The sequence below is a fragment of the Streptomyces hypolithicus genome, assembly GCF_052934925.1.
The window spans coordinates 5194721-5212771 of record NZ_CM128811.1 but is presented as its reverse complement, the minus strand read 5'-3'; the positions used below and the strand labels follow the sequence as shown (position 1 = coordinate 5212771).

The following is an 18051-nucleotide window of genomic DNA, read 5'->3' as shown; positions in this document are numbered from 1 at the left end:
CCGCCGCCCACAGCGGGTGTTCCAGCTCCGCCCAGCGGCGGTCCACGGTCCCGGTGCGCATGCCGCGCCGGGACTCCGGCCGCTTCAGGGCCATGCCCACGTGCCCGGCGATCACCACGGTGACGGCGAGCGCGAGCCAGTCGTGGATGAACGTGGCGCTCGTACGCCAGACAAGCGGCGCCAGCCCGGTGAACCACATCAGCAGTCCGGTGCCGAGCATTACCAGCACCGCGCCAGCGATCCAGGCCGCGTAGAGCTTCTGCCCGGCGTTGAACTTCCCGGCCGGGCGCGAGGCGTGGCGGTGGTCGCGGCGCCGGGCGGCGCGCAGCCACTGCCGGTCGTGCGGCCCGAACCGGTTGAGCCGGCCCAGGTCCAGGCGAAAGGCGCGAGAGGCCAGGCCGAGGAGGAACGGGGCGGGGATCAGCAGGCCGGACCACTCGTGCACGGTCACCATCAGGTGGCGGCGGCCGACGAGTTCGGCGATCTGCGGTACGTACAGAGCAGCCGCCGTGGCCACGCACACCAGGGTCAGACCCGCCGTGGCGCGGTGCACCCAGCGCTGTGAGCGACTGAAGCGGCGCAGCCGGGCGGGTGGCGCGGGAGGTCGGGACTGTTCAGGTGGTGGGAACATCGTCTCGCCCGTTGGACCGCCCGACCCATGCGTCGATGTCATAGCCGCGCTTCTCCCAGTAGCCGGGCCGCACTTCGGGGGTGACGGTGATCCCGGAAAGCCATTTCGCCGATTTGTAGAAGTACATGGGCGCGACGTAGAGGCGCGCCGGGCCGCCGTGGGCGTGGGCGAGCGGCTTGTCCTGCATGCGCAGCGCCACCAGGACGTCCTTGCGCCGGGCCTGCTGGAGGGTGAGGCTCTCGCTGTACGTACCGTCGAAGCAGGTGAAGCTGACCGCCCCGGCGTCCGGGCGCACTCCGGCGGCGTCCAGCAGGTCCGCGAGCACGACGCCTTCGAAGGGCGTCTCGGGAACCCGCCAGCCCGTGACGCACTGGACATCGCGCACGATGCGCGTCTGCGGCATGGCGCGCAGGTCGGCGAGGGTGTGGGTGGCCGGCCTGTCGACCAGTCCGTCAATCGTCAGCCGGTAGCTGTCCGGGCCCTTGCGGGGTACGGAGGTGGCGACCGAGTAGTAGCGGAAGCCGCCGCTGTTGGGGAGGAGACCGGTCAGGCCGGTGGGGTCCTTGTCCGCGACAGCCCCGAGGGCGCTGTCGAGTCCGCGCTGGAGGTACGGCGCGGTGACGAGGCCCGCGGCGCCGAGGCCCAGCATGCCGAGGACGAGGCGGCGGCCCACGGGCGCGCCGCTACTGTCGGGTGCGGGTGCCGGTGGTTGAGGGGTCACGCAACCATTCGAGCACTCGCGGCCGCCGGGGGCCAGCGACCGCGGGTGCCCGTCAGACTTCCGTCACTTCCCGTCGGCCCCGGCGGCCTGCTTCTCCAGCTGGAAGGCCTCGTTGCCCAGGCCGATCCTGGCGTGCACCTCGGGCCTCGTGGAGCGCAGTACGGCGCCGTACACCAGGCCGCCGACGAGTGCGACGCCGATGATGGCCGGCAGGATCCAGCTCAGTGCGGAGCCGGGCCCCGCACCCACCAGGACGTCGAAGTCCTTGACCGTGTAGAACGCGATGACCAGCAGGGCGACCCCGGCGACGCCCGAGGCGACCAGGCGCCCGGCCTGGGCGCGGCCGGCCCCGCGGCGTACGAAGAAGATGATCACGGCGAGCGAGGCGGCGGCCATCAGCAGGATGACGCCGAGCGCGCCGACGTTGCCCATCCAGGTGAACAGGTGCAGCACCGGCACGGTCGGGTCGCCGGCCGGGAGGTCGTCGGTGAAGGCGAACGCGAGCACGACGACCACGGAGACCACGGACTGGAGCAGCGAGCCCGCGGCGGGGGCCCCGCTCGCCTTGTTCGTACGCCCGAAGGAGGCCGGCAGCAGGCCCTCGCGGCCCATGGCGAAGGCGTAGCGCGCGACGACGTTGTGGAAGCTGAGCAGCGCGGCGAACATGCCGGTGACGAAGAGGATGTGGAGTACGTCGGTGAAGGTGGAGCCGAGCCGGCTCTCGGTGAGGCCGAACAGCAGACCCGGCCCCTGCTCCCCGGCCGCCTTGACGATCTGGCCGGGGCCGGTGGCGATGCTGAGGGCCCAGGCGCTGAGCGCCAGGAAGAACGCGGCGTAGCCGACGGCGAGGAACATGACGCGGGAGACGACGATCTGCGGGCGGCTGGTCTCCTCGGCGTACACCGGGGCCTGCTCGAAGCCGACGAAGGCGGCGATGCAGAAGCACAGGGCGGTGCCGAGTCCGGCGCCGGTGAGGGTCTCGGGGTTGAACGCCTGGAGGGAGAGGCCCTCCTTGGCCGGGTCGGCGATGGCGGCCACGTCGAAGATCACCACGAGCGCGCACTCGACGACCAGCAGGACACCGAGGACCTTGGCGTTGAGGTCGATCTTGAGCCAGCCCAGCGCGCCGACGATCAGCGCGGCGACGAGGGCGGGGACCCACCAGGCGATGGTGATGTCGAGGTAGGTGGCGAAGAGCCCGGCGACCTCGAAACCGAGAATGCCGTAGATGCCGACCTGCATGGCGCTGTACGCGACGAGCGCGACCAGGGAGGCGCCGGCGCCGGCTGTGGGGCCGAGGCCGCGGGCTATGTAGGCGTAGAAGGCGCCGGCGTTGTGGACGTGCCGGCTCATCTCGGCGTATCCGACGCTGAACAGCATCAGGACGACGCCGAGGATGACGAAGAGCAGGGGCTGGCCGACGATCCCCATCACACCGTATGTGGTGGGCATGACACCTGCGACGACCATGAGGGGGGCGCTCGCCGCCAGCACGGACAGCAGCAGGCCCGTCGTGCCGAGACGGCCGGCCCGCAGGGCCCTTTCCTGCCCCTTGTACGTGCGGATCTCGCCGCCGGGGCCGCTGGTTCTGCTCTTCTCGCTCGTGCTCGAACTGCCCGTCGCCATTGCGGGGTTGTCCTTTCGGTTCGTTGGTGATCGGTCACGCGACGCCGAGCGCGACGCTGCGCGCGGCATGGAAAGCCTGGTGCGGGTCACGGTCGGGGTAGGACCACGGCGCGTCGGTGGCGTGCGGGCCGATGCGGCCCAGCAGGGCGGCCGCCTCGGCAGGCCTGCCCTCGCACAGCTTGGCGTGGGCAAGGTAGTTGAGGTCGACGAGCCGGCGCGGGTGTCCCTCGTGCTCCCACTCCAGCCACCAGTCGAAGGCGGCCTTCATCACCTGGCGGGCGCGGCGGCCCGTCCAGTGGCCGGAGGCGACGGGATCGTTCGGGGCCTGGCCCGCGGCGGCGAGGGCGCGGTAGCGCTCGGCGTGCGCGACCACCGGGAGTACGGCCAGCGGCGAGTCGGCGGGGGCCTGTTCGGCGGCCCAGGCGGCGAAGTCGTACACCTCGTGGAGCGGGTCGCTGCCGGTGCCCGGCAAGCGCTCGGCGAGGCGGGCGGTGATCAGGTGGTGGGCGTGGTGGTGCTCGGGGTGGCGCAGCCGCACCTGGTCGAAGAGCTGGGTGACCTCGTCCTCCGTACCGAGGGACCGGGCCAGCAGCAGCAGGCCGAGCCAGGGCGTCGGGTCGGCGGGCGAGCGTTCGGCGGCGCGGCGGCAGGCCTCGCGGGCGCGGGCCGGGGCGCCGCCGGCGTCCTTGCCGCGCAGCGCGCCGAGGACGGCGGCGCAGGCGATGAGGGTGACGGCGTCGCCGCTCTCGGGTTCGGCGAGCAGCCAGTCGTCCGCCCAGGCCGCCGCGCCGGTTGCCCCGGCGAGGACGAGCAGGCGGTGGCCCCGGCGGTCCCAGTCGTCGCCGGTGGCGGCGAGCAGAGCACGCGCCTTGGGCCAGCGGCCCTGGGCCAGCTGGCCGCGTACGGTGACGAGTTCGGCATCGTCGAGGGCCGGGTCGAAGGAACGGTCGGTCCGGCGGCGCGAGCGGCCGAGGGGTGGCGGAGGTGGGGGCATCCGCGGGTCCTCCACGACGCAGTGTGCGAGCGATTGATCACGCACAGCAAAGCGGTAGGGGGTGCTCCACGTCAAGGCGGGCAGGTTTCAACTTGGCAAGGGCGCGCAGCCGTTGGCCGGAATCGGGCGGAGCATGCCCCCTTCGAGCGTTTTGAGGAGGCGGTCCGGGGCGGCGCCCCGACGTGGCCTAGGCCCAATGCCGTTGGCATTGGGCTGAATCGGTGGGGCGACGTCATTTGGGGTGGTGGTGATGGCGTCGTCTCTTCCGGATCTGGCCGGGGTGGGTGTGCTGACCCGGATGTATCCGCCGTGGTTGGTGGATGAGGTGGTGGCCCCCTCGTACCGGCAGCCCCGGGGCTGCTGGACGCTGTCCTGCGGCTGCCGCTGCTCGACGCCGGCCGGGCACGCGCCGAACTGGGGTGGAGCCCGTCCCGCACCTCCACGCAGGCCCTCCAGAGTTCCTGGAAGGCCTGCGCACCGGCGCGGGGCTCGACACTCCGCCGCTGGCCGGCGCCACCCGTCGGTGAGCGCCGACGTGGCGATGAGTTTCGGGCGCGGCAGCGGTCTGTAAGGGTGAGCTTGCTCCGCAGACCGACGAGGGAGGCCTCAATGGCCCGAAAACTGATGGCGTGGATCACCGTGTCGATGGACGGCTTCGTTACCGACCCCGACGGCGGAATGGGGTGGCTCGTCGAGCACGTCACAACAGAGCAGTCCACCGCCTACTACGAAGGGATCTGGCGCGGGGTCGACACCGTGCTGCTCGGCCGGAACAACTACGAGGGCTTCCACGGCTACTGGCCACCCGTCGCGCGGAACCCCGATGCCGCACCGCGCGACCGGAGCCTGGCGACGTGGCTGGACGAGGTCGAGAAGGTGGTCTTCTCCCGCACGCTCACGTCAGCCGACTGGCCCGGAGCACGCATCGCACAGCGGAACCTGGAAGAGGAAGTACGGGCCCTGAAGGAAGCACCGGGGCGGAACATCCTCGTCCTCAACAGCGTCAGCATCATCCAGGCACTGCTGCACACCGGACAGTTGGACGAACTGCACCTCGGCCTCGTGCCCGCCGTCCTCGGCGGCGGACGCCGTCTGTTCCCCGACGGTCTGCCCGCCTCCGCCTGGAGGCTCGACGGCACGATGGCCTTCACCACCGGCGCCCTCGACCTGACGTATCGCAGACGCTGACACACGGAGGCTGCCGGCGAGAGCGTGGAGCAGGCCGAACCCGCCCCGTCCTCCAACGCCGCCGTCGACCCCTTGGAAGCCCTGCGCGCCAGCGTCGAGCACGCCCGCAGCCCCAAGGCCGGCCACGACAAGGCCACCACCTCCGGTGGCACCACCGGAGGTGCCACCGGGGGGAAGAAGCCCGCGGCCAAGAGGCGTGTCCGCTCCGCCCCCAGGCGGACGGAGATTCGGCTGGCATGTGCTGTCTGGATGGTCACGATCGGATCGGCCTTTCGGAAGAACGGTGCGGAAGGCGTGCGGGGTGCGTACGGACCCGCCCTCCTCGGCCTCAGCCGAAGTGGACGGTCCACTGCACCCACAGGGGAAGCAGGAGCAGCGCCGCGAGGGAACTCTTGACGACGAGCTCCGCGGACAGGGCCACGTCGACGTCGTAGCGCTGCGCGAAGATGAAGAGGTTCTGCGGTGCCGGCATCGCGGCGATCATGACGAGGTAGCTGAGCCATTCGCCGTCGACGCCGAAGAGGTAGCGGCACACCGCCCACGCGATGAAGGGGAAAGCCACGCACTTGAAGGCGATGAGCCACACCTCCTCCAGCGTGGTGCCCCGCACCCTGAGCCCGGCTCCGCCCAGGTGCAGGCCCAGGGCGAACAGCGCCACCGGGGAGGCGCTGTCGCCCACGAACGCGAAGCTGTCCAGGACCCCCTTCGGCAGGTGCACCGACAGCAGGTTGAGCAGGATGCCGGCGTTGCACGCGAGGACCACGGGCGTCACGAGCGACGCCCCGACGGCCCGGGCGAGCCGCCGGCCGGGGCCGCCTTCGGCGTGGGCTGGACGTCCCAGCTCCATGATCGAGATCACGACGAGTGACAGGACGCAGACCTGGAACAGGAGCACGGGGAAGATCGGCGCCGCGTTCCCGAACAGCATGATGAACACCGGTACGGCGAAGTAGGCGGTGTTCACCTGGACGCCCGCCATGATGCGCAGCGCGACGCCCCGGGGATCGCGTACGCCGAAGAGCCGGGCCGCGAGGCCGACGACGACCACCGCGCAGCCGGCGGCCGCCGCGTAGCCCCCGATCGCCCGCCAGTCGAAGAGGGCGGCCAGGTCGCTCGCGTAGATGTTGCCGAACAGGTAGCAGGGGACCGCGAAGAGGAAGGCGTAGTCGGCGAAGACCTTGGAGCTCTCCGCCGGTACGACCTTCCGCCTCGCGAGGAGCACTCCGCAGCCGAAGGCGAGGACCACCGGCAGCAGCTTCTCCAGAGCGGTTACCGCCCCCATGCGTGCGGCACTTCCACCTGGCCGCGGCCCGCGACGAGATCGTGATAGCCGGTGATCAGCCGCCGGATCACCTCGTTGCCGGTCAGGTCGTACCGGTGGCCGTCGATCCGGGCGACCGGCAGGATCTCGCAGGCGGTGCCACAGATGAACGCCCCGTCGGCGTCGGCGAGGAACTCCGGGCCCAGGTCTCGGATCTCGTACGGGATGCCCTCGTGCCCGGCGATCGCCAGGACGCAGGCCCGGGTGATGCCGTCGATGGTGCACCGGGTGGTCGGGGTGTGGAGCGTGCCTCCCCTGGTGAAGAAGATGTGGGCGCCGGTGGCCTCGACGATGTTGCCCTCGTCGTCGAGGAGCGGCGCGTCGTCGAAGCCGGCCCGCAGGGCCTGGTTCTTGCTGATCGTGCCGATCATGTAGTTGCCGGTGGCCTTGCTCTTGACCGGCGCGTACAGCGGGGAGGGCCGTCGGTACTCGGCGGTGACGAGGGAGATGCCCGTCCGGAGGGCGTCGGCCGCCGCGTAGTAGCCCGCCGGGATCTCCCAGGCATCCACGGAGGTGTGCACGGACGTCTTCAGCGCGGCGGTCTGGATGACCTCGGAGCCGCGCCAGGCGTTCATGCGGACGTAGCCCTCGGTGATGCCGGCCTCGACCACGACGTCGAGGGTGGCCCGGTGGAGCGTCTCGTCGTCGTGTTCGAGGTCGAAGTCGAGGATGCGCGCCGAGGTGCGCAGCCGTGCGATGTGCTCGCGCGGCATGAACGGGGCGCCCGCGTAGACGCGTACGCCCTCGAAGACGCTGCTGGCGTAGTGCAGGCCGTGGGGGAGTACGTGGAGTGTGGCATCGGCCCACTCCACGAGGTCTCCGTCGAGCCAGATGTGACCGGTTCGCTGGTCGAAGGGAAGCAAGGAGGGCACCTCAGAGCGCAAGGTCGAAGAGGGGGTTATGGAGATCGCCGACGAGGGCGACGAAACGCCGCTGGTGGGAGGTGAGGCTGCGCACCGACACCCCGTGCAGGGCGAGCGGGTTGATCGGGTACATCACGAGCGTGTTGCTGCGGTAGGGGACGGTGATGACCTCCTCGGCTTACGGCCTGGTACGCGATAGGCCGTTAGCCCGGATCGATGTCGAAGCGGTTGTCTCCGTACTCGGAGGCGCCACCCGGCGGTGTACGGGAATCGGGCCCCGACCGCGCTCGGCCCACGACGGTGACGAGCCGGGGGCGGGCAAAGCCCCACCGAGGGGGATGCCGCTGGACACCCCCGCCACTCGGTACGGGCACAAGCCCCTGCTGGCGCGCTGGTCCGCATCCTCACTTCTGGCCCAGCCGTGGCTTAGGCCACTGCCTTGGCCGCCGCCCGTCCCGCCGTCCGCCCCGAGAAGAGGCAGCCGCCCAGGAACGTGCCCTCCAGCGACCGGTAGCCGTGCACGCCACCGCCCCCGAAGCCGGCCACCTCCCCCGCCGCGTACACCCCGGGCAGCGGTTCGCCGCCCTCGGTGAGGACCCGCGAGGACAGGTCGGTCTCCAGGCCGCCGAGCGACTTCCGGGTGAGGATGTGCAGGCGTACGGCGATCAGCGGACCCGCCGCGGGGTCGAGGATGCGGTGCGGGGCGGACGTACGGATCAGCTTGTCGCCGAGGTAGTTGCGCGCCCCGCGCATCGCCATCACCTGGAGATCCTTGGTGAAGGTGTTGGTGATCTCCCGGTCGCGGGCGGTGATCTCGCGGCGCAGCCGCGCCTCGTCGATCAACGGCTCGTCGGTGAGCGCGTTCATGCCGCGGACCAGCGAGGCGAGATCCTTCTCGACGACGAAGTCCGCGCCCTTGTCCATGAAAGCCCTGACCGGCCCCGGTACGTCGGCCCTCGCCCGGCCGATCACGCCACGCACCGACTTGCCCGTCAGGTCCGGGTTCTGCTCCGAGCCCGAGAGCGCGAACTCCTTGCCGATGATCCGCTGGTCGAGGACGAACCACGTGTAGTCGTGGCCGGTCTTCATGATGTGGTCAAGCGTGCCCAGGGTGTCGAAGCCGGGGAAGAGCGGCACCGGGAGCCGCCGGCCGCGCGCGTCGAACCACAGGGAGGAGGGGCCGGGCAGGATGCGGATGCCATGCCGGGCCCAGATGGGGTCCCAGTTCTGGATGCCCTCGGTGTAGTGCCACATCCGGTCGCGGTTGATCATGCGGCCGCCGGCCGACTCCGTGACCCCGAGCATCAGGCCGTCGACGTGCGCGGGTACGCCGGAGAGCATCGAAGCGGGCGGGGCGCCGAGGCGCTGGGGCCAGTTGGCGCGTACGAGATCGTGGTTGCCGCCGATGCCGCCCGAGGTGACGATCACCGCCTGGGCCCTGAGCTCGAAGGCGCCGGTCGCCTCGCGGCCGCTGGCGGCGCCGCGCCCGGCGGCGGAGGGGGCCAGGATCTCGCCGCTGGCGGTGTCCACGGCCCCACCGCTGCGGGCGAGCCCCGTGACACGGTGGCGGAACCGCAGCCGGACCAGGCCCCGCGCGACGCCTTCGCGCACCCGGCGCTCGAAGGGGGCGACGATGCCGGGCCCGGTGCCCCAGGTGATGTGGAAGCGGGGTACGGAGTTGCCGTGCCCGGTGGCGTCGTATCCGCCGCGCTCGGCCCAGCCGACGACGGGGAAGAAGCGCACGCCCTGCCGGTGCAGCCACGCCCGCTTCTCACCGGCCGCGAAGTCGACGTACGCCTCGGCCCACTCGCGCGGCCAGTGGTCCTCGGCCCGGTCGAAGCCCGCTGTGCCGTACCAGTCCTGGAGCGCCAGCTCGTGGCTGTCCTTGATGCGCATGCGGCGCTGCTCGGGCGAGTCGACGAGGAAGAGGCCGCCGAAGGACCAGTGGGCCTGGCCGCCGATGGACTGCTCGGGCTCCTGGTCGAGCAGGATGACCGTGCGTCCCGCGTCGACGAGTTCCGCGGTGGCTGCCAGGCCGGCGAGGCCCGCCCCGATCACGATCACATCAGCGTCGTACGCCATGGTTTCCGTCCTTGCCGGGGCGAGTGCAGCGAATGGTTTCCCGTGCGTCAGATCTTCGGCAGAGGGCGACGGGGCGTCAACCAGCGGGTGAGACCGACCGGCGGTAGCGGAGCGGGGTCTGGTGCGTGCAGCTGCAAGGCGGAGGATTGAGTCAACGCGGAGCGAATGGGGTCTCCCCCGCTCGAGCGAAGCCGAGAGCCTGGGGAAGATTGACGACAACTCCTGAGGGGGTCCCCCCTGGCCCTTAAGGCCTTGGGGGCGGGCGTGCCGGGCCCCGCGACGCCGCTCCGCTACCGCCGGTCGGTCTGAGGTTGGATGGCGGCATGAGTTCTGCCGAGGAGATCGTGGACGTCGTCGACGAGAACGACGAAGTCGTCGGACAGGCCACGCGCGGCGAAGCGTACGCCCGCGGCCTGCGACACCGCTGCGCCTTCGTACTGGTGCGGGACGGCGAGGGCCGGTACTTCGTGCACCGCAGGACGCCGGTGAAGATGGTGTACCCCTCGATGTACGACGTGTTCGTGGGCGGTGTCGTCGCCGCCGGGGAGACCTACGACCAGGCGGCGCTGCGCGAGGCCGAGGAGGAGCTGGGGGTTCGCGGGCTGCCGCAGCCCGTGCCGCTGACGAAGTTCCTCTACGCGAGCGACGACGACGCGCACACCTGGTGGTCGTACGTCTACGAAATGCGCTGCGAGCTGCCAGTGGATCCCCAGGCCGAGGAGGTGGCGTGGCACGGCTTCCTCGCCCGCGAGGAGCTGGAGCGGCGGCTGGCGGAGCGGGAGTGGCAGTGGGTGCCGGACGGTCTCGCGGCGTGGGAGCGGTTGCGGGAGCTCGGCGCGGTGTGAGCCCGCCGGTAGGGTGCGGCGGGTGACCGAGTTCGTGCGCAGCCTGCGGCTGTGGTTCGCGCCGCAGCGCATCAGGGAAGAGGGCGAGACCCCCGACTACCGCTTCTCGCTGGCCAACGAGCGCACCTTCCTCGCCTGGATCCGTACGTCGCTGGCTCTCATCGGCGGCGGTTTCGCCGTGGACCAGTTCCTGCCCGACCTGGCGTGGGGGGCGCGGGCCGGCATGGCGCTCGGGCTGCTGGCGGCCGGTGTGCTGTGCGCGCTGCGGGCGGTCAACCACTGGGTGCGCTGCGAGCGGGCGATGCGGCGCGGCGACGATCTTCCGGTGACGCGCTTTCCGACCGTGCTGAGCCTGGTGGTCGCCGTGGTGGCGGTCGCCATGGTGGTGGTCGTCCTCTTCGGCTGGGAGAGCGGGTGAACGTCCCGGCGTCGCCCGCCCCGGCCAGGGACCCGGGCCTTCAGCCGGAGCGGACCCGGCTGGCCTGGCGGCGCACGACGCTGGCCTGCACGGTGGTGGCCGTGCTGGCGGGCAGGCAGGCGGTGAGCGGCGAGATCACCGCGGCCGGTGTGGTCGCCGCAGCGCTCTGCGCGTTCGCCTGGCTGGGTTTCCTGCGGGTCGCCCACCGCCGTATCCACGCCGTCGCCGACGCGGCCGCGCCGGCGCCGATGACCATGGGCGCGGCAGCGGCGGCGACGGCGTGCACCATCGCGTTGGCCGCGTTCGCGGTGGCGATGGTGGTGGCCTGAGGCCAGGAAGTGACGGCGGCCGCACGGCGTGAGCGGATGAAACAGCCATTCAGGACTAGCCTGGACAGAGGGCGATTTGTCGCCGTCGAGCAACCAGTCAGAGGTGAACTCATGGCCACCCTCCACCAGGAGCATCCGGCCCACCAGCACGCCCACGGCCCCGACTGCGGGCACGCTCCCGTGCCGCACGGTGATCACACCGACTACGCCCACGACGGGCACATGCACCGGGAGCACTCGGGGCACTGGGACGAATGCGAGTCCACGGATCACGTCACGCACAGCAGCCATACGCACGAACACGGCGAGGGGTGCGGGCACGCCTCCGTGACGCACGGGAATCATCTGGACTACGTGCACGACGGGCATCGCCACGCCGCGCACGGCGGCCACTGGGACGACCACTGACCTTCGGGCTTCCGAGCGTCGATCTCCAGGGTTCGCTCCCGGCGGGCGGCTGCGGGTGGCAGGCTCGTGCCGACCAGTTCGGCCACTGCCCCCGGGGGTTCACACCAGTGCCTGCCACCGACCCGTACCTCGTCCAGCTCGCCCCGTGCGTGCACGCCTACATCCAGCCGGACGGCGGATGGTGCCTCAGCAACGCCGGGTTCGTCAGCGACGGCGTCTCCACCCTGCTCGTCGACACCGCGGCCACCGAGCGCCGCGCGCACGCCCTGCGGGACGCGCTTGTCGGCACCGGCGCACCGCTCCCCCGTACCGTCGTCAACACCCACCACCACGGCGACCACACCTACGGCAACAGCGTCTTCGCCGCCGGGGCCGCCATCGTGGGGCACGAGAAGTGCCGGACCGAAGTGCTGGCCGTCGGGCTCCAGTTGCACCAGATGTGGCCGGACAACGACTTCGGTCACATCAGCGTCACCGCCCCCACCCTCACGTACAGCGAGCGGCTGACCGTGCACGACGGCGGCACCGAGGTGCGGGTGATCCATCCGGGGATCTCGCACACCACCGGTGATTCGGTCGTCCACCTGCCGGAGTACGGGATCGCCTTCACCGGCGACCTGGTCTTCCAGGGCGGTACGCCCTTCGTGCCCATGGGGTCGCTGAGCGGGTCGCTGCGCGCACTGGACCTGCTCCGCTCCCTGGGCGCGGAGACCGTCGTACCCGGCCACGGGCCCGTCACCGACCCGTCGGCGTACGACGCGACCGAGAGCTACCTGCGGTACGTCGCCGAGCTGGCCGACGCCGGGCACGCCAAGGGGCGTACGCCCCTGGAGACCGCGCAGGAGGCCGACCTCGGGATCTTCGCCGAGCTGCGCGAGAGCGAGCGGCTGGTGGCCAATCTGCACCGCGCGTACGCCGAGCTGGACGGCCTGCCGGAGGGGTCGCCGCTCGATCCCCTCGCTGTCTTCGGCGACATGGCGGTCATGAACGGCGGGAAGCCGGTCGCCTGCCACGCGTGATTCCGGTCTCGGGGTCCGCCGGCCCACTGGACGGCATACCGACTGGTCGGCATGATGAGGCGCCACGATTGATTCGCCCTCGGAGGTGCCCCCATGAGTGCAGTCCACCCGCCAGGCCTCGACCCCGAGCGGCTGCGCGGTCAACTCGACCGCGAGCGGCCCGGGCTGGTGGGCGGACCGCTCGGTGCCCGGCTGATCGAGGGCGGCCGCTCGAATCTGACGTACGCCGTCACCGACGGCACGTCCCGGTGGGTCGTGCGGCGGCCGCCGCTCGGCCATGTGCTGGCGACCGCGCATGACATGAAGCGCGAGTTCCGGGTGATCAGCGCCCTGCACCCGACGGACGTGCCGGTGCCGGCGCCGCTGCTGCTGTGCGAGGACGAGTCGGTTCTCGGGTCGCCGTTCTACGTCATGGAGTTCGTCGAGGGCGTTCCGTACCGTACGGCCGACGAGCTGGCCGCGCTCGGCCCCGCGCGCACCCGGGACGCCGTGCTCGGCCTCGTCGACACCCTCGTCGCCCTGCACGCCGTGGACCCTGAGCAGGTGGGCCTGGGCGACTTCGGCCGCCCCGACGGGTTCCTCGACCGGCAGCTGCGCCGCTGGGGCAAGCAGCTCGACGCCTCCCGCAACCGTGAACTCGCCGGCATCGACGAGCTGCACGCGGCGCTCGGGCGTGCGCTGCCGGCCTCCCCGGCGCCCACGGTCGTACACGGCGACTACCGGCTCGACAACGTCCTGATCGGCGCCGACGAGCGCGGCGGCGACCACATCAGGGCCATCCTCGACTGGGAGATGTCGACCCTCGGGGACCCGCTGACCGACCTCGGTCTGCTGGTGATGTACAGCTCCGAGCTGAGCCTGCCCGACTCCCCCGTCTCCACGACAGCGGGCGCCCCCGGGCATCCGTCGCCGCGCGAGATCGTCGAGCGATACGCCGCCGGGTCGGGCCGGGACACCTCCGCAATCGCCTGGTACACGGCCTTCGCCTGGTTCAAGCTCGCCGTGATCCTCGAAGGCATCCACTACCGCTACACGCTCGGGCAGACCGTCGGCGCCGGCTTCGACCGGATCGGCGATCTCGTGCCCGTCTTCATCGAGCACGGCCTCACGACCCTTCAGGAAGGCTGAGAAACCATGGACTTCGCTTACGACGCGCGCACCGAGGATCTCCGCGGCAGGCTCCTCGCCTTCATGGACGATTACGTCTACCCGGCCGAGACCGTCGCCCGCGAACAGCACGCGCGGCTCGCCTCGCCGTGGGAGACACCGGCCGTGGTGGGCGAGCTCAAGGCCGAGGCGCGCCGGCAGGGGCTGTGGAATCTCTTCTTCGTGGACCAGCACAGTCTGCCGGGCGCGGAGTACGGCGCCGGGCTGACCAACCTCCAGTACGCCCCGCTGGCCGAAATCACCGGACGTAGCCCGCACTTGGCGCCGACCGCGCTGAACTGCGCGGCGCCCGACACCGGCAACATGGAGCTGCTCGCGCAGTTCGCCTCCGACGAGCAGAAGAAGCAGTGGCTGGAGCCGCTCCTGGCGGGCGAGATCCGGTCGGCGTTCGCGATGACAGAGCCGGAGGTGGCCTCGTCGGACGCGACCAACATCGAGACTCGGATCGAGAAGGACGGTGACGAGTACGTCATCACCGGTCGAAAGTGGTACATCTCCGGCGCGATGAACCCCGGCTGCAAGGTCTTCATCGTGATGGGCAAGACCGACCCGGACGCCGCGGACGTACGCCGTCAGCAGTCGATGATCCTGGTTCCGCGGGACACCCCGGGGGTGGAGATCCGGCGCGCGATGCGGGTGTACGGGTACGAGGACCATCTCCACGGCGGTCACGCGGAGGTCGTCTTCGACGGGGCGCGGGTGCCAGCGTCGTCGATCGTCGGCGAGGAGGGCGGCGGCTTCGCCATCGCGCAGGCGCGGCTCGGTCCTGGGCGCATCCACCACTGCATGCGGCTGATCGGCATGGCGGAGCGGGCTATCGAGCTGATGTGCCGGCGGGCGGTGGAACGTACACCCTTCGGCAAGCCGCTGGCCCAGCAGGGCGTCGTGCACAACTGGATCGCGGACGCGCGGGTGAGCGTCGAGCAACTGCGGCTGCTGGTACTGAAGACGGCGTGGCTGATGGACACGGTGGGCAACCAGGGGGCGCACACGGAGATCCAGGCGATCAAGATCGCTACGCCGCGGGCGGTGGTGCAGATCCTCGACAACGCGGTGCAGCTGCACGGGGCGGGCGGGGTCAGCCAGGACTTCCCGCTGGCGGAGCTGTGGGCAGGGGCGCGAACGCTGAAGCTGGCGGACGGGCCGGACGAGGTGCATCAGCGGTCGCTGGCGCGGCGGGAGTTGCAGCGGTACACGTAGGTACGTCCTGGTGGGGCCGGGGTCCGGGGCGGAGCCCCGGCCGGCCGCGCCCCGCCCTCCCTACGGGCGGAGCGCTCGCAGCAGGAGGTCCGCCAGGTGGTCCGCCACCTGCCGCGGGCTCAGCGGCCCCCCCGGCCGGTACCACGTCGACAGGTGGTGGACGGACCCGAAGTGGTAGTCCACCACCAGGTCGGCCGGGGTGGCCGTGGAGAACACCCCCGACTCCTGCCCCTCCTCGATCAGCGCCCGGAACCGCTCGTGGTAGCGCCGCCGCTCCGCCCGTACCTGCTTGTCCTTCTCCGGGCTCAGGTGGTGCATGGACCGGAAGAAGATCGACGCGTCGTCGAGGTTGTCGATGGTCGTCACCACGACGTCCGCCGCCGCGTCCCGCAGCCGCCGCTCCACCGGCGCGTCCGCGTCCGCGAACGCGTCGAGCCGTTCCTGCTGGACGCGCAGCATGCGGGCGTACACCTCGTGCAGCAGGTCGTCCTTGGAGCCGAAGTAGTGGTAGAGCGCGCCCTTGGTGACGCCGGCCGCCTCGACGATCTCCTGCACCGAGGTGCGGTCGTAGCCGCGCTCGGCGAAGAGGCGGGTGGCGGCGGCCAGCAGTCGCTGGGGAACGGGGATGCCGCTCCCGTCCGTCGTCCTGGCCATGGCCGCCACCTGCCTCTCTTAGAAATGGTGCGTTACGGGCGGGAACGCAGTTCCCGCCTGAGGATCTTCCCACTCGCGGTCTTGGGAAGCTCCGTCAGGATCTCGACTGCGCGCGGGTACTTGTACGCGGCCAGCCGCTCCGCGCAGTACGCCGAGATCTCGCCGGGATCGGCGTCCGCTTCGGGGCGCAGGCTGACGTACGCCTTGACGCTCTCGCCGCGATAGGCGTCGGGGACGCCGACCACGGCTGCCTCGCGCACGGCGGGGTGGGTGTAGAGGACGTCCTCGACCTCGCGCGGCCAGACCTTGAAGCCGGACGCGTTGATCATGTCCTTCTTGCGGTCGACGACGTACAGCCAGCCGCTCTCGTCCATGAAGCCGATGTCGCCGGTGCGCAGTTCCCCGCCGGGGAAGGCCTCCGCGGTCGCCTCCGGGCGGCGCCAGTAGCCGGGGACGACCTGCGGGCCGCTGACGACGATCTCGCCGTGCTCACCGAACGGCACGTCGGCGCCCTTCTCGTCGACGATCCGCACGAGCGTGTCCGGGCCGGGCACGCCGACGGAGAGCGTCCCGGAGGCCGGGTCGACCGGGGCTTCCCGCTCGGGCGGCACGGACGCGCAGGGCGCGGTGCACTCGGTGAGCCCGTAACCGTTGCGGATGTATCGGCCGAAGCCCGCCCGGAACTTCTCCACCAGGGCAGGTGGCACCGGCGCCCCGCCCGAGGAGATCACCTGGAAGGAGGCGAAGTGGTCCGGGGTGACGCCGGGGGTGGCGGCCAGGGCCATGAAGGCGGTGGAGGGGCCGACGGTGTACGCGGGGCGGTGCTCGGTGAACGCGTCGAGGACGACGCCCGGGTGGAAGCGATACGCGAGGACGAGGGTGCCGGCGTTGGCCACGCAGGCACCCAGTTCGCAGACCATGCCGGTGATGTGGAAGAGGGGTGCGAGTGCGAAGTACGCGGAGCCCTCCGCTATGGGGTGGCTGGTGCGCTGGCGCTCGGCGTTGTACGTGATCCCGCCGTGCGTGTTCATGGCGCCCTTGGGTGTGCCGCTGGTCCCCGACGTGTAGCTGATCAACGCCACGTCGGAGCCCGCGAGTTCACGGCCCTCCGGAGCGGGCAGCCCCCTGCGTGCGACCGTCAGCAGATCCGCGGCGTCGGGCGCGGGCGCCGCGCGTTCGAAGTTCAGGACCCGGGTGTCGTTCCTGGTCTGGAGGTCGAGTTCGCAGGCGGTGAGGGCGATGCGTACCGGCGAATGGGCTACGGCGCCCCGCAGGTACGCCTCCCACGCCCGGTCCGAGCAGATCAGCGCGGTCGCCTCGGCGTCCCCGAGCGCGTGCCCCACCTCGGCCGACTTGTACATCGGATTGAGCGGTACGACGGTGGCGCCGGCCTTCCAGGCGCCGAGCAGCGCGAGGACGAAGTGCGGGCTGTTCTGGAGCATGATCGCGACGCGGTCGCCGCGCCGCAGGCCCTCGGCGGCGAGGTGCCCGGCGACGGAGTCCGACAGCTGGTCGGTCTCGCGGTAGGTGAGCCGGCCGTCGAAGTAGGCGAGCGCGGGATGGTCCGGCGCTCGGGTGACCGCGTCCCGGAAGGCGTGCAGCAGCGTGGGCGGCGGCGTCACGTGCGACCGCTGGGCCTCGCTGAGCAGGCCGAGCCAGGGCTTGGCCGCGTAGATCGACCCGGTCATCGGCCGGCCCCTTCCCACTTCTGCTGGAGGTGGTTCATGCCGGTCAGCCAGCGGTCGGGGCCGGCGGCCCGCGCCTGGTAGTAACCGGCGACCTCGGGGTGCGGCAGGATCAGGAAGCGGTCGGCGGCGATGCCTTCGAACAGTGCGTCGGCGACATCCTCCGGTTCGATGGCGGTGGGCGCGAGGACCAGCTCGCCCGCCGAACCCGCGGCGGTCAGCATGTCGGTGCGCACACCCTGCGGGCAGATCGCGTGGACCGTGATCCCGCGGTGGCGATAGGTGAGCGAGAGCCACTCGGCGAAGGCCAGGGCGCCGTGCTTGCTCACGCTGTACGGGGCCGCTCCGACCATCGTCAGCAGACCGGCCGCCGAGACGGTGGAGACGAACCGGCCGCTGCCGCGCTCCAGCCAGTCGGGCAGCAGCGCCTTCGCCGCCCTGACGTGCGCCATGACGTTGACGTCCCAGGCCGCGGCCCAGACGGCCTCGTCGGCGAACGCGTCGCCCGGCGAGGCGAGGCCCGCATTGGCGCAGTACACGTCGACGCGACCGCCGAGGGCGGCGCGGGCTTCGTCGACGATCGTGGACGCGTCGCCGGCGACGGGGGTGGCGCCGGTCTCGTCGGCGATCGCCTTGATCTTCGCCCCGTCGAGGTCGTTGACGACGACGCGGGCCCCCTCGGCCGCGAATCTGCGGGCGAGCGCGGCCCCGATGCCGCCGCCCGCCCCGGTGACGACTACTCCCGCGCCCTGGAACTGACTCATCTGTGCGGCCCGCCTCTCCTGCCGCTTCGGCGCGACAACCACAGCAGACTAACCAGTCGGTATGAAGTGACGGAAGGGGCGCACTCCGCAGAAACGAGCGTGTCCGGCGCGTTCCCCACAACCACCGATCACGCTA

The 18051-nt window shown here is 71.5% G+C and carries 18 protein-coding genes and 1 pseudogene; 8 read left to right on the top strand and 11 right to left on the bottom strand.

Annotated elements, in window-relative coordinates; translation table 11 throughout:
- Positions 1-7 precede the first annotated feature (7 nt).
- The 4 genes and pseudogenes from ACU6WZ_RS24530 to ACU6WZ_RS24515 all read right to left on the bottom strand — a co-directional run.
- Positions 8-631: pseudogene (locus ACU6WZ_RS24530) on the bottom strand (cytochrome b/b6 domain-containing protein); the annotation flags it as partial.
- Positions 615-1280, bottom strand: a complete 666-nt coding sequence (locus ACU6WZ_RS24525) for a molybdopterin-dependent oxidoreductase (protein WP_447034229.1) — start codon at positions 1278-1280, stop codon at positions 615-617. The pseudogene ACU6WZ_RS24530 and the gene ACU6WZ_RS24525, both read right to left, overlap by 17 nt.
- A gap of 135 nt (positions 1281-1415) precedes the next feature.
- Positions 1416-2978 (bottom strand): APC family permease, encoded by a 1563-nt coding sequence (locus tag ACU6WZ_RS24520; RefSeq protein ID WP_447030365.1) that lies wholly within the window; start codon positions 2976-2978, stop codon positions 1416-1418.
- 34 nt (positions 2979-3012) lie between these two features.
- Positions 3013-3972 carry a hypothetical protein gene (locus ACU6WZ_RS24515; RefSeq protein WP_447030364.1) on the bottom strand — a complete coding sequence of 320 codons (960 nt, stop codon included), beginning with the start codon at positions 3970-3972 and terminating at the stop codon, positions 3013-3015.
- 609 nt (positions 3973-4581) lie between these two features.
- On the opposite strand from ACU6WZ_RS24515, the gene ACU6WZ_RS24510 reads away from it, so the two are divergent.
- Complete coding sequence (locus ACU6WZ_RS24510; RefSeq protein WP_447030363.1) at positions 4582-5160, top strand: dihydrofolate reductase family protein; 579 nt, start codon at positions 4582-4584, stop codon at positions 5158-5160.
- 328 nt (positions 5161-5488) lie between these two features.
- On the opposite strand, the gene ACU6WZ_RS24505 is transcribed toward ACU6WZ_RS24510, so the two are convergent.
- From ACU6WZ_RS24505 to ACU6WZ_RS24490, 4 genes are all read right to left on the bottom strand, one after another.
- On the bottom strand, positions 5489-6442 hold the full coding sequence (locus ACU6WZ_RS24505; protein WP_447030362.1) for an AEC family transporter: 954 nt from the start codon (positions 6440-6442) through the stop codon (positions 5489-5491).
- Positions 6430-7353, bottom strand: a complete 924-nt coding sequence (locus tag ACU6WZ_RS24500) for an aminotransferase class IV (RefSeq protein ID WP_447030361.1) — start codon at positions 7351-7353, stop codon at positions 6430-6432. The genes ACU6WZ_RS24505 and ACU6WZ_RS24500 overlap by 13 nt, the downstream gene beginning before the upstream one ends.
- Before the next feature lies 1 nt (position 7354).
- Positions 7355-7477 carry a hypothetical protein gene (locus ACU6WZ_RS24495; protein ID WP_447030360.1) on the bottom strand — a complete coding sequence of 41 codons (123 nt, stop codon included), beginning with the start codon at positions 7475-7477 and terminating at the stop codon, positions 7355-7357.
- Between the two features lie 293 nt (positions 7478-7770).
- On the bottom strand, positions 7771-9426 hold the full coding sequence (locus ACU6WZ_RS24490) for an FAD-binding dehydrogenase (RefSeq protein ID WP_447030359.1): 1656 nt from the start codon (positions 9424-9426) through the stop codon (positions 7771-7773).
- Positions 9427-9749: 323 nt separating this feature from the next.
- Here ACU6WZ_RS24490 and ACU6WZ_RS24485 point away from each other — a divergent pair, with 323 nt between their 5' ends.
- From ACU6WZ_RS24485 to ACU6WZ_RS24455, 7 genes are all read left to right on the top strand, one after another.
- Positions 9750-10271 carry an NUDIX hydrolase gene (locus ACU6WZ_RS24485; RefSeq protein WP_447030358.1) on the top strand — a complete coding sequence of 174 codons (522 nt, stop codon included), beginning with the start codon at positions 9750-9752 and terminating at the stop codon, positions 10269-10271.
- A gap of 22 nt (positions 10272-10293) precedes the next feature.
- Complete coding sequence (locus ACU6WZ_RS24480) at positions 10294-10689, top strand: YidH family protein (RefSeq protein ID WP_447030357.1); 396 nt, start codon at positions 10294-10296, stop codon at positions 10687-10689.
- Positions 10686-11018 carry a DUF202 domain-containing protein gene (locus tag ACU6WZ_RS24475; RefSeq protein WP_447030356.1) on the top strand — a complete coding sequence of 111 codons (333 nt, stop codon included), beginning with the start codon at positions 10686-10688 and terminating at the stop codon, positions 11016-11018. The genes ACU6WZ_RS24480 and ACU6WZ_RS24475 overlap by 4 nt, the downstream gene beginning before the upstream one ends.
- A 111-nt stretch (positions 11019-11129) precedes the next feature.
- Positions 11130-11426 (top strand): hypothetical protein, encoded by a 297-nt coding sequence (locus ACU6WZ_RS24470; RefSeq protein WP_447030355.1) that lies wholly within the window; start codon positions 11130-11132, stop codon positions 11424-11426.
- A gap of 107 nt (positions 11427-11533) precedes the next feature.
- On the top strand, positions 11534-12445 hold the full coding sequence (locus ACU6WZ_RS24465) for an MBL fold metallo-hydrolase (RefSeq protein ID WP_447030354.1): 912 nt from the start codon (positions 11534-11536) through the stop codon (positions 12443-12445).
- A gap of 93 nt (positions 12446-12538) precedes the next feature.
- Complete coding sequence (locus tag ACU6WZ_RS24460) at positions 12539-13573, top strand: phosphotransferase family protein (protein WP_447030353.1); 1035 nt, start codon at positions 12539-12541, stop codon at positions 13571-13573.
- 6 nt (positions 13574-13579) lie between these two features.
- Positions 13580-14812, top strand: coding sequence for an acyl-CoA dehydrogenase family protein (locus ACU6WZ_RS24455; protein ID WP_447030352.1), 1233 nt, complete (start codon positions 13580-13582; stop codon positions 14810-14812).
- A 60-nt stretch (positions 14813-14872) separates the two neighbouring features.
- On the opposite strand, the gene ACU6WZ_RS24450 is transcribed toward ACU6WZ_RS24455, so the two are convergent.
- From ACU6WZ_RS24450 to ACU6WZ_RS24440, 3 genes are read right to left on the bottom strand one after another with little or no spacing between them, the layout of a single operon-like run.
- Positions 14873-15466 carry a TetR/AcrR family transcriptional regulator gene (locus tag ACU6WZ_RS24450; RefSeq protein WP_447030351.1) on the bottom strand — a complete coding sequence of 198 codons (594 nt, stop codon included), beginning with the start codon at positions 15464-15466 and terminating at the stop codon, positions 14873-14875.
- A 32-nt stretch (positions 15467-15498) separates the two neighbouring features.
- Entirely contained in the window at positions 15499-17154 is a 1656-nt protein-coding gene (locus ACU6WZ_RS24445; RefSeq protein ID WP_447030350.1) for a class I adenylate-forming enzyme family protein, read from the bottom strand.
- Positions 17151-17915 carry an SDR family oxidoreductase gene (locus tag ACU6WZ_RS24440; RefSeq protein WP_447030349.1) on the bottom strand — a complete coding sequence of 255 codons (765 nt, stop codon included), beginning with the start codon at positions 17913-17915 and terminating at the stop codon, positions 17151-17153. The genes ACU6WZ_RS24445 and ACU6WZ_RS24440 overlap by 4 nt, the downstream gene beginning before the upstream one ends.
- Positions 17916-18051 lie beyond the last annotated feature (136 nt).

What these genes read in the sequence shown, in the direction of transcription:
- ACU6WZ_RS24450 (WP_447030351.1), bottom strand. Translation starts at nt 15,466, where the DNA reads ATGGCCAGGACGACGGACGGGAGCGGCATCCCCGTTCCCCAGCGACTG.
- ACU6WZ_RS24445 (WP_447030350.1), bottom strand. Translation starts at nt 17,154, where the DNA reads ATGACCGGGTCGATCTACGCGGCCAAGCCCTGGCTCGGCCTGCTCAGC.
- ACU6WZ_RS24470 (WP_447030355.1), top strand. Translation starts at nt 11,130, where the DNA reads ATGGCCACCCTCCACCAGGAGCATCCGGCCCACCAGCACGCCCACGGC.
- ACU6WZ_RS24495 (WP_447030360.1), bottom strand. Translation starts at nt 7,477, where the DNA reads ATGTACCCGATCAACCCGCTCGCCCTGCACGGGGTGTCGGTGCGCAGC.
- ACU6WZ_RS24440 (WP_447030349.1), bottom strand. Translation starts at nt 17,915, where the DNA reads ATGAGTCAGTTCCAGGGCGCGGGAGTAGTCGTCACCGGGGCGGGCGGC.
- ACU6WZ_RS24510 (WP_447030363.1), top strand. Translation starts at nt 4,582, where the DNA reads ATGGCCCGAAAACTGATGGCGTGGATCACCGTGTCGATGGACGGCTTC.
- ACU6WZ_RS24515 (WP_447030364.1), bottom strand. Translation starts at nt 3,972, where the DNA reads ATGCCCCCACCTCCGCCACCCCTCGGCCGCTCGCGCCGCCGGACCGAC.
- ACU6WZ_RS24460 (WP_447030353.1), top strand. Translation starts at nt 12,539, where the DNA reads ATGAGTGCAGTCCACCCGCCAGGCCTCGACCCCGAGCGGCTGCGCGGT.
- ACU6WZ_RS24485 (WP_447030358.1), top strand. Translation starts at nt 9,750, where the DNA reads ATGAGTTCTGCCGAGGAGATCGTGGACGTCGTCGACGAGAACGACGAA.
- ACU6WZ_RS24490 (WP_447030359.1), bottom strand. Translation starts at nt 9,426, where the DNA reads ATGGCGTACGACGCTGATGTGATCGTGATCGGGGCGGGCCTCGCCGGC.
- ACU6WZ_RS24525 (WP_447034229.1), bottom strand. Translation starts at nt 1,280, where the DNA reads ATGCTGGGCCTCGGCGCCGCGGGCCTCGTCACCGCGCCGTACCTCCAG.
- ACU6WZ_RS24455 (WP_447030352.1), top strand. Translation starts at nt 13,580, where the DNA reads ATGGACTTCGCTTACGACGCGCGCACCGAGGATCTCCGCGGCAGGCTC.
- ACU6WZ_RS24520 (WP_447030365.1), bottom strand. Translation starts at nt 2,978, where the DNA reads ATGGCGACGGGCAGTTCGAGCACGAGCGAGAAGAGCAGAACCAGCGGC.
- ACU6WZ_RS24505 (WP_447030362.1), bottom strand. Translation starts at nt 6,442, where the DNA reads ATGGGGGCGGTAACCGCTCTGGAGAAGCTGCTGCCGGTGGTCCTCGCC.